Origin of the sequence: Clostridioides sp. ZZV15-6598 (assembly GCF_020657705.1) — a bacterium.
Taxonomy (GTDB): Bacteria; Bacillota; Clostridia; order Peptostreptococcales; family Peptostreptococcaceae; genus Clostridioides; species Clostridioides difficile_F.
Map to the genome: position 1 here is coordinate 1 of NZ_JAGWCS010000142.1, position 9,366 is coordinate 9,366.

Here is a 9,366-nt window from a genome sequence, read left to right on the forward strand (position 1 = left end):
TTGTAAAACTTACAAATATATGTAAAATATTTAGGAGTGATGAAAATGTTAAATGGGATAATAAAGCTTTTTTATTCTGAAATTGTAAAAACAAAGATTAATAACTTAGATTCAAGTGGATATTCATTAAGAGATGAATGTAAAGAAATCAGAAATATAACTTTAAAGATAGATAGTGTATTCTTTAAACTTTTAAAGTTAGTTTTTGGTTCAATACTGCTTATTGTAGCATTTAATCTAAATTGGATATTAGGTGTAGGAGTATTTCTAGTTGGAGTGGTGTACATTCTTTACAAGAGAAATATGGAAGAACAAGTGAAAGAACATATAAACAATGTAAAAAATAATATCGACATCTCTAAGATAACTTTTATGGATGAAAAGGGAAGAACAGGTCTAAATGCATTGATTACATTACTTCTTATAGGAATATTGACAGGATTTAACTGGATATTAGTTCTTAGTTTTGTCGTTGTTTTTGTTTTTACTATAAAGAATGTATGTTAAAATACTAATAAATAGTTTAATATATAGGGGGAGAAATTGAGTATGACTAATGGCAATTATAAAATGAAGAATTTAGTGGAAATATCTGCTATGGTGACTGAATCTACAGATTTTTTTAATATAAAAGATAAAATAATAGAAAAAATGTTAGAGGTTGTTCACCCTACAAAGGCATGTGTAAATCTATTTTATAAAAATGATTCTAAATATGCCTATTTAGTATGTTCACAAACCTTAGAATATGTACCTCAAATTTTTCCAATTAATAGTCTTAAAGGCGCAAAAATTGATTTTGACACATATCCAGAATATATCCATGAAGCTGTAAATGAGAAAAAGATAATATATGTGAAAAATGTATTTGAAGATTCTAGAGCAGAAGGGGAAAGAGATTTAGCAAAATCTGAAGGTTACATTGGTAGAATAGTTTTTCCTTTTATCATAAATAATGAAGTAGTTGGATTTATGACTTGCTTTTTGACAGAAGAAGATTTTCTAACAGAACAAGATATAGACTTTATATCTTCTGTTGCATCTCTCTTAAGTTTATCAATAGAAATAACTAATAAAAATAATAATGTACAAATTTTGATTGATAAATTAAGAGGTTCAATAAGTGCTATAAATGAAGCTACTAAAAAATTATATCTCAATAAAAGTATAGATGGATTTTTAGAAAACTTAAGTAAACAGGCGTGTAACATTACTAATAGTAAAGAAGCTTTGATAGTTATAACAGGTCATGATAATAAAGATAAGATATTTAGCTGTTATAATACGGAGCATAAAAAGAAAACAAATTTATATCCTATGTTGGACAAGTTTGTGAATAAAGAATCCTTAGGAGGATATTTAAATAATTTAAAACCATGTGCACAAAAAGGGATAAACTTGGAAAGTTATATATATTACAAACTCCAAGATAAAAATGAGACTATAGGATGCATTGTTTGTGCAAACAGTAAAAACTATACTAGTGATGATTTAAGTATCCTTAGTATATTATCTAAACAGGTTTTAGTTGGTATGCAGTTATATGAGCACAATGAAAAAGAAGTAAAGCACAAGGTTCTTGAGAATGAGTTAAATATATTAAATAAACAGCAACAACTTATTATGGACAAAGGTAAAATGGATTGTAATGATGAAAAAGAACTTTATTTTTATCATAAACCGGCAAGAGTAGTAGGTGGAGATTTTTACTATGCTACAAAGGTAGATGCTGAACACATAGTTTATATTGTTGCTGATGTAATGGGTCATGGAATGGTTTCAAATTATGTTGTTGCCATGATAAAAGGTGCTTTTAAAGTGCTATGTAATCAGTATAAGACACCACAAGAAATAATGACAAATTTAAACAGTATGTTATATGATGAATTTGATAAGATGGGAGTATTTACAACTTGTTTGATAGGGCTTATAGATACTAAAGAAAATATGATTACAGTATCTAATGCAGGACACTATAGCCCTGTACTTGTAAAAAAAGATGGAACAATAGAAACTAACTTAAATTGTAAAAAGGGAATACCTATTGGGGTAATGGAAGATGCAACATATGAAAATAATACTCTTTCAATGGAAGATTATGCAATGGTATGTATGTATACTGATGGAATTTTAGAAATAAAAAATACATCAAAAGAAGAATATGGTATAGAGAGATTAGAAAACTTTTTAAAAGAAAATTTTAGATTAAATCATCAGATGATAGTAGAAAATCTAAAATTAGATTTAAGAAACTTTTCATCAAAAGATAATTATGATGATGATATTTTAATCGTTATGTTAAAGGATAGGTAGATTGATTATGGCTTTAAATAATAAAATAGAACTTGAAAGTCCAGAAATTATAATAATAAATGGAAGTCCAAGAAATAATAAAAATTGTAGCTTTATAGCAAATGAAATAAAACTTAAATTGGAGGAGAGTGGACTTAGCAGTAGAATATTCAATATATATGATATGGATATTGAATATTGTACAGCATGTGGATTTTGTGAAAAAACAGGATATTGCAAATTTAATGATGATATGAAACCACTATACAAAATGTTTGATGAATCAAAAGGGACTATAGTAATAAGTCCTGTACATTTTGATTCAATATCAGCTAAAGTAAAAACTGTTGTTGATAGAACTCAAGCTATCTATGCAAGTAAGTATATATTAAATAAGCCTTCAATTGATAGGAGTAAAAAGCGTATAGGAATGTATATTGCAGTAGGAGGTAGTAAACCTTATAATTCACAGTTTAAAGGTGGGCAAATAGTCATGGACTTTTTCTTTAAGAGTATAAATACTAAACTTTTACACAATATATATTTAAACAATACAGATAATATACCTTATACAGATAATCAAGAGTTTAAAGACACTCTGTATAAGAGTTTAAAAGCATATATTGATTCAATATAATTTGATTTTGTAAGTAATATTATGTATAATTGTATTGCAATAATTTAAAAATAATTAAAGGAGGGAATTTCAATGAAATTACCAATAGCATTATCTAATAAACATGTTCATTTGAGTCAAGCTGATATAGACGTATTATTTGGAGCAGGTCATGAATTAACTAAATTTAAACCACTATCTCAACCAGGACAATTTGCCTGTGAGGAAAAAGTAGATTTAGTCGGTCCAAAGGGAACTCTAAAAGGAGTTAGAGTTTTAGGACCAGCTAGAGCTCAAACTCAAGTTGAGATTTCTTTAGCAGATGGCTTCCCATTAGGAGTAAAAGCTCCAATAAAAGAATCTGGTGACATAGCTGGAACTCCTGGTGTTAAATTAGTAGGACCAGCTGGAGAAGTTGAAATGAAAGAAGGAGTTATAGTTGCTTCTAGACATATACATATGAGCAATGAAGACGCTGCTAAATTTGGTGTAACTGATAAACAAATAGTAAAAGTTAAAACATCTGGACCAAGAGCGTTAGTATTTGAAAATGTATTAGTAAGAGCTAGTGATAGCTTTAATTTAGAAATGCATGTTGATATGGAAGAAGGAAATGCAGCAGGCGTTAAAAATGGAGATTTAGTAGAATTAATAGTTGAGTAATTTTATATATGAGATTTATGCTAGTGAATATTTTATTTACTAGCATATTTTTTAAATGTAATAAATTTCTATATTATAAATTTAATCTATTAGATTAATTTATAATATAAAGGGGTATTATGAAAATTATAATAAAAACTTACAAAAATATGATATAATATGGTAAAATTAGATATATAAAATTTATATATGATAAAGAAGTCTCTTTTACTCCTAATACCAATATATGCAAATAGATAAAAAAGTTTGAAAAATCTAACTTAATTTATTATATATTGTATACAAAATTATGAAAAAAACTTAACATATTTAATTTTAAAAAAAATCTACTTAAATATGTAATTAATTTACAATTTTCAAAGGAATTTTATCTAATCTGTAGTATTATATTAGAAGATAGAGTATTTGCGCGACTATGTGTGTTTATATTTTTGTTGTGTAAATTATATGTAAATATAAAAAAATAGACTTGTTATAAACAAGTACAATTGTAGCTATCAAGGAGGATACATATTATGGCTAAGTTTATGAAAACACTTGATGGGAATACAGCTGCAGCTCACGTTGCCTATGCATTTACAGATGTAGCAGCTATATACCCAATCACACCATCTTCAACTATGGCTGAAGTAGTTGATGAATGGGCGTCACAAGGAAGAAAAAATGTATTTGGACAAAAAGTTAATGTTGTTGAAATGCAATCAGAAGCAGGAGCAGCAGGAGCATTCCATGGTTCTTTACAAGGTGGAGCTTTAACTTCTACTTTTACAGCATCTCAAGGTTTATTATTAATGATACCTAACATGTATAAAGTTGCAGGGGAGTTATTACCAGGAGTATTCCATGTAAGTGCTCGTGCTTTAGCATCTCAAGCTTTATCAATATTTGGGGATCATCAAGACGTTATGGCTGCTAGACAAACTGGATGTGTATTATTAGCTTCTGGTTCAGTTCAAGAAGTAGCTGATATAGCACCTGTTGCACATTTAGCTGCAATAGAAGGTAAATTACCATTTATACATTTCTTTGATGGATTCAGAACTTCACATGAAATCCAAAAAGTGGAATTATTAGAAAATGAAGATTATGCAAGTTTATTAAACTTTGAAGCAGTTCAAGCATTTAGAGATAATGCTTTATCTCCAAATCACCCAGTTACTCGTGGTACTGCTCAAAACCCAGATATATACTTCCAAACTAGAGAAGCTTCTAACAAATACTATCAAAATATAGTAGGTATAGTTGAAAAATACATGGAAAAAATGAGTGATTTAACAGGTAGAAAACATAGTTTATTTGATTACTATGGAGCAGAAGATGCTAAATCTATATTAATTGCTATGGGTTCTGTAACAGAAACAATAGAAGAAACTATAGATTACTTAAATGCTAAGGGAGAAAAATATGGTTTAGTTAAAGTTCATTTATATAGACCATTCTCAATGAAACATTTCTTAGATGCTGTGCCATCTACTGTTGAAAGAATATGTGTACTTGATAGAACTAAAGAGCCAGGTTCAACTGGTGAACCATTATACTTAGATGTACGTGATGTATTCTATGGAAAAGAAAATGCTCCTATGATAATAGGTGGAAGATACGGATTAGGTTCAAAAGACACTACTCCTTCAGATATAAAAACTGTTTTTGATAACTTAGTTTCAGAACAACCTAAGAATGGATTTACAGTAGGCATAGTTGATGATGTAACTAATACTTCTTTAGCTCCATCTGAATCAATTAAAATAGCTTCTAAAGGAACTATAAGATGTAAGTTCTGGGGATTAGGTTCTGACGGTACTGTTGGAGCTAACAAACAAGCTATAAAAATAATCGGTGACCACACTGAAAAATATGCTCAAGCTTACTTTGATTATGACTCTAAAAAATCTGGTGGTATAACTATGTCTCACTTAAGATTTGGTGATACTCCAATAAGAGCTACTTATTTAATAGATGAGGCTGACTATATTGCCTGTCATAAACAATCATATGTTTATCAATATGATTTATTAAAAGGTCTTAAAAAAGGTGGTACATTTGTACTTAACACTATATGGGACCAAGCAGGAATTGAAGAAAACTTACCAGCTCATATGAAACAATATATAGCTAAAAATGATATAAAATTCTATACAGTTAATGCTGTTAAACTAGGACAAGAAATAGGTCTTGGAAATAGAATAAACATGATAATGCAATCTGCATTCTTTAAATTAGCTGAAATAATACCAGAAGAAGATGCTGTTAAATACTTAAAAGATTCTATAGTTAAAGCTTATGGTAAAAAAGGTGAAAAGATAGTTAACATGAACTATGCTGCTGTTGATGCAGGAATAAATGCTTTAGTTAAAGTTGAAGTTCCAGCTTCTTGGGTAAATGCTGTTGATGCAGATAAAGAAGAAGTTAAAGAACCAGAATTTATAAGAAATATATTAAGACCAATGACTGCACAAGAAGGTAATAACTTACCAGTAAGTACATTTAATGGTATAGAAGATGGAACATTCCCTTGTGGTACTTCAGCTTATGAAAAACGTGGTATAGCTGTTGATGTTCCTGAATGGGTAATGGATAACTGTATCCAATGTAACCAATGTTCTTTTATATGTCCTCATGCATGTATAAGACCAGTTTTAGTTACAGAAGAAGAATTAGCTAATGCTCCAAAAGGATTTGAAGCTAAAAAAGCATTAGGTAAAGGATTAGAAGGATTAAAATATAGAATCCAAGTTAGTCCACTAGATTGTACAGGATGTGGAAACTGTGCTGACATATGTCCAGCTAAAGAAAAAGCTTTAGTTATGAAACCAATAGATACTCAACTTGATACAGAGTTAGATAACTGGGCATTTGCAGTAAATCCTGAAGAGGTAGCTCCAAAAGTTGATGTTATGCCTGCAAACACTGTTAAAGGAAGTCAATTTAGACAACCATTAATGGAATTCTCAGGAGCATGTGCTGGATGTGGAGAAACTGCATACATCAAACTAGTTACACAATTATATGGAGATAGAATGATGATATCTAATGCTACTGGATGTTCTTCTATATGGGGAGCTTCTGCACCTTCAACTCCTTATACTTGTAACCATGAAGGCAAAGGTCCATCTTGGGCAAACTCTTTATTTGAAGACAATGCTGAATACGGATTTGGTATGTACACAGCTGTTAAACAAATAAGAGGAAAAATAGTAGATGCTATGACAGAATTAGTTTCTATGGATATCTGTGAAGATGCTAAAGCAGTATTTACAGAATGGTTAGATACTAGAAATGATGGAGAAGCATCTAAAGTAGCAAGTGCTAAAGTTGTTGAATTATTAGAAAAACCAGCTTGTGATTGCACAGATGAAAAAGCTAAAGAATTAGTAAAAGCTATAAGAGATAGAAAAGATTATCTAGTTAAGAGATCTCAATGGATACTAGGTGGAGACGGTTGGGCATATGACATCGGTTACGGTGGATTAGACCATGTTCTTGCATCTGGTGAAAATGTAAATGTACTTGTATTTGATACAGAAGTATATTCAAATACAGGAGGTCAAGCTTCTAAAGCTACTCCAGCTGCTGCTATGGCTAAATTTGCTGCAGCAGGTAAGCAATCTAGAAAGAAAGACCTAGGTATGATGGCTATGACTTACGGAAACGTATATGTAGCTCAAGTTGCTATGGGTGCTGATAAAAACCAATTTATCAAAGCTGTTCTAGAAGCTGAAAAACATGATGGACCATCTTTAATAATAGCTTACGCTCCATGTATAAACCATGGATTAAAAGAAGGTATGGGAAGAACTGTGGCTAACGAAGCACAAGCTGTTGCTTGCGGATACTGGCATTTATACAGATTCAATCCAGAAGTAAAAGCTGAAGGTAAAAACCCATTCACTTTAGATTCTAAGGAACCAACTACAAGCTTCAGAGATTTCATACTTGCACAAGTAAGATACTCTGCTATAGCTAAACAATTCCCAGAAGAAGCTGATGGATTATTTGCAAAAGCTGAAGCTGATGCTAAAGAAAGATACGAAGGATACAAAAAATTAGCTGAATAATAATTAGAATATTATAATGCTTATTTAAGATATAATTTGATAACAATTAGGGATACTATTAAAAAATAGTATCCCTTTTTTATTTATATTAAACTGTAAGAATTAAGATTTTGTTTTTGTATATTGTCCATGTTTTTTTAGGAGTATTTTAGGAAGAAACATACCTGTTTTGTTACGATAAATAATATAATTGTTTCCAAATTCATTTATCATGTCTTTTTCTTCTTTTTTTGCTAATCTATAATATACAATTACTAGTATAGGCCACATAATTAAAAGAGGTATTGTCGCCCATTCAAATATCATTCCAAGTGTTATTAGTAAGAATCCTGTATATTGTGGATGTCTTACATAATGATAAATTCCTGTTGTTACTAACTTTCCTTTTCCATCTTTATACTTCCAATATTTTTTGTATATTGTTCTCCAACCTAAAACTACTAGTAAAGCACCAATAATGTTTAAAATTATACATATATACATTCCAAAATGACCAATGTATTGATTTAGTGTATGTCCCCACAATACACCATCTGGTAGTTGTTTGCCAAAAAACCATGCTAAAAAATACATACTCATTGGTATACCAAACATTTCAAGCGCGTAAGCTATTATAAATGCTAGATAGGCTGTAGTGGGCTTTCTTTGGCTTTTTTTATAGAAAGGTAGAAACAATAAAAAGATTCCATAAATCAATATCCAGATAATTACACCAATCCAATTACCATAGTGCGAAAGTGCTGTTTCGTTCATAAAATTATCCTCCCAAATTTAAACAATTTTTAATGTAAATGTATCTTAGACAACTAAGTAGATTTCAACTATGTAATTATAAAAAAGATATTGTCATAAATAAAAATTATTTAAAAATATTTTTCGACCAGTGGTCGAGTTTTTTCTATTGTATCATATTTTCGACCGGTGGTCAACTTTTTGATACTGTGTTATAATACAAAATAAGGATGGTGAGTATATGGACAAAAAAGAGTTGATTTTAAATGCCATGCAAGAATTATTAAGAGAAGAAAAAGGAGCAACTTGTTCAGTTAGTGATATTGCAAGAAGAGCAGGTATTGGAAAAGGAAGTATATATTATTATTTTAAATCTAAGGATGAAATATTTGACGCAGTAGTTGAACGAACTTATAGCCAGATTATAGGCAAATGCAAAGTTATTGTAGAGAAAAGTCAATTGGATTCAATTTCAAAACTGATGCTATTATTTCAAAGTTATATAACATCAACAGTTGAATCTTCAATTGATGAATATCTTCACCAACAATTTAATGCTTCAATCCATCAAAAATCTCTTGCAGAAATACTTACTTCACTTTCTCCTATTGTTGCAGAAATATTTCAACAAGGAGTGGAAGAAGGCATATTTAAATGTGAATATACTTTAGAAGTATCAGAGATAATTTTATCTGTTTTTACTTTTTTACTTGACCCAGGTATTTTTTCTTGGAATAAAGAGGAGAAAAAACGCAAATTAGAAGCATTAAGTTTGATTTTAGAAAGAAGTCTAATGGCACCGAAAGGAAGTTTTGATTTTTTTATAAGGGATTTTTAAGTTATTTAATTATTAAATAATATTTATAATATAGGAATTTATATTTTATATTTAAATATAAGTATTCATTTTTGTAATTTAGCTTTGAACTGATAATTTTAAAAGAATCTATATTTAGTATAAAAATAGTATAAAAAATATATTAAATATAAAATACTATATTATAGTAT

Annotated in this window: 7 protein-coding genes; 6 read left to right on the forward strand and 1 reads right to left on the reverse strand. The window is 29.4% G+C overall.

Annotated features, from left to right (window positions below):
- Positions 1–45 precede the first annotated feature (45 nt).
- The 5 genes from KGF50_RS18295 (at position 46) to nifJ (ending at position 7,626) form a co-directional block, all read left to right on the forward strand.
- On the forward strand, positions 46–507 hold the full coding sequence (locus tag KGF50_RS18295) for a hypothetical protein (RefSeq protein ID WP_227849391.1): 462 nt from the start codon (positions 46–48) through the stop codon (positions 505–507).
- A 42-nt stretch (positions 508–549) separates the two neighbouring features.
- On the forward strand, positions 550–2,313 hold the full coding sequence (locus KGF50_RS18300) for a GAF domain-containing SpoIIE family protein phosphatase (RefSeq protein WP_227849392.1): 1,764 nt from the start codon (positions 550–552) through the stop codon (positions 2,311–2,313).
- Between the two features lie 7 nt (positions 2,314–2,320).
- The gene (locus KGF50_RS18305; protein WP_227849393.1) at positions 2,321–2,929 is read left to right on the forward strand and encodes a flavodoxin family protein; all 609 of its coding nucleotides are present in this window, start codon (positions 2,321–2,323) and stop codon (positions 2,927–2,929) included.
- A gap of 72 nt (positions 2,930–3,001) precedes the next feature.
- Positions 3,002–3,571, forward strand: coding sequence for a phosphate propanoyltransferase (gene pduL / locus KGF50_RS18310; protein WP_227849394.1), 570 nt, complete (start codon positions 3,002–3,004; stop codon positions 3,569–3,571).
- A 515-nt stretch (positions 3,572–4,086) separates the two neighbouring features.
- Positions 4,087–7,626, forward strand: a complete 3,540-nt coding sequence (gene nifJ, locus KGF50_RS18315; protein WP_227849395.1) for a pyruvate:ferredoxin (flavodoxin) oxidoreductase — start codon at positions 4,087–4,089, stop codon at positions 7,624–7,626.
- Positions 7,627–7,728: 102 nt separating this feature from the next.
- Here nifJ and KGF50_RS18320 read toward each other — a convergent pair whose 3' ends face one another.
- Entirely contained in the window at positions 7,729–8,379 is a 651-nt protein-coding gene (locus KGF50_RS18320) for a methyltransferase family protein (RefSeq protein WP_227849396.1), read from the reverse strand.
- Between the two features lie 220 nt (positions 8,380–8,599).
- On the opposite strand from KGF50_RS18320, the gene KGF50_RS18325 reads away from it, so the two are divergent.
- Complete coding sequence (locus KGF50_RS18325; protein WP_227849397.1) at positions 8,600–9,196, forward strand: TetR/AcrR family transcriptional regulator; 597 nt, start codon at positions 8,600–8,602, stop codon at positions 9,194–9,196.
- The last annotated feature ends 170 nt before the right edge of the window (positions 9,197–9,366 follow it).

Excerpts from the sequence above, each read along its gene's own strand:
- KGF50_RS18295 (WP_227849391.1), top strand. The coding sequence starts at position 46 with ATGTTAAATGGGATAATAAAGCTTTTTTATTCTGAAATTGTAAAAACA.
- KGF50_RS18300 (WP_227849392.1), top strand. The coding sequence starts at position 550 with ATGACTAATGGCAATTATAAAATGAAGAATTTAGTGGAAATATCTGCT.
- KGF50_RS18305 (WP_227849393.1), top strand. The coding sequence starts at position 2,321 with ATGGCTTTAAATAATAAAATAGAACTTGAAAGTCCAGAAATTATAATA.
- pduL (WP_227849394.1), top strand. The coding sequence starts at position 3,002 with ATGAAATTACCAATAGCATTATCTAATAAACATGTTCATTTGAGTCAA.
- nifJ (WP_227849395.1), top strand. The coding sequence starts at position 4,087 with ATGGCTAAGTTTATGAAAACACTTGATGGGAATACAGCTGCAGCTCAC.
- KGF50_RS18320 (WP_227849396.1), bottom strand. The coding sequence starts at position 8,379 with ATGAACGAAACAGCACTTTCGCACTATGGTAATTGGATTGGTGTAATT.
- KGF50_RS18325 (WP_227849397.1), top strand. The coding sequence starts at position 8,600 with ATGGACAAAAAAGAGTTGATTTTAAATGCCATGCAAGAATTATTAAGA.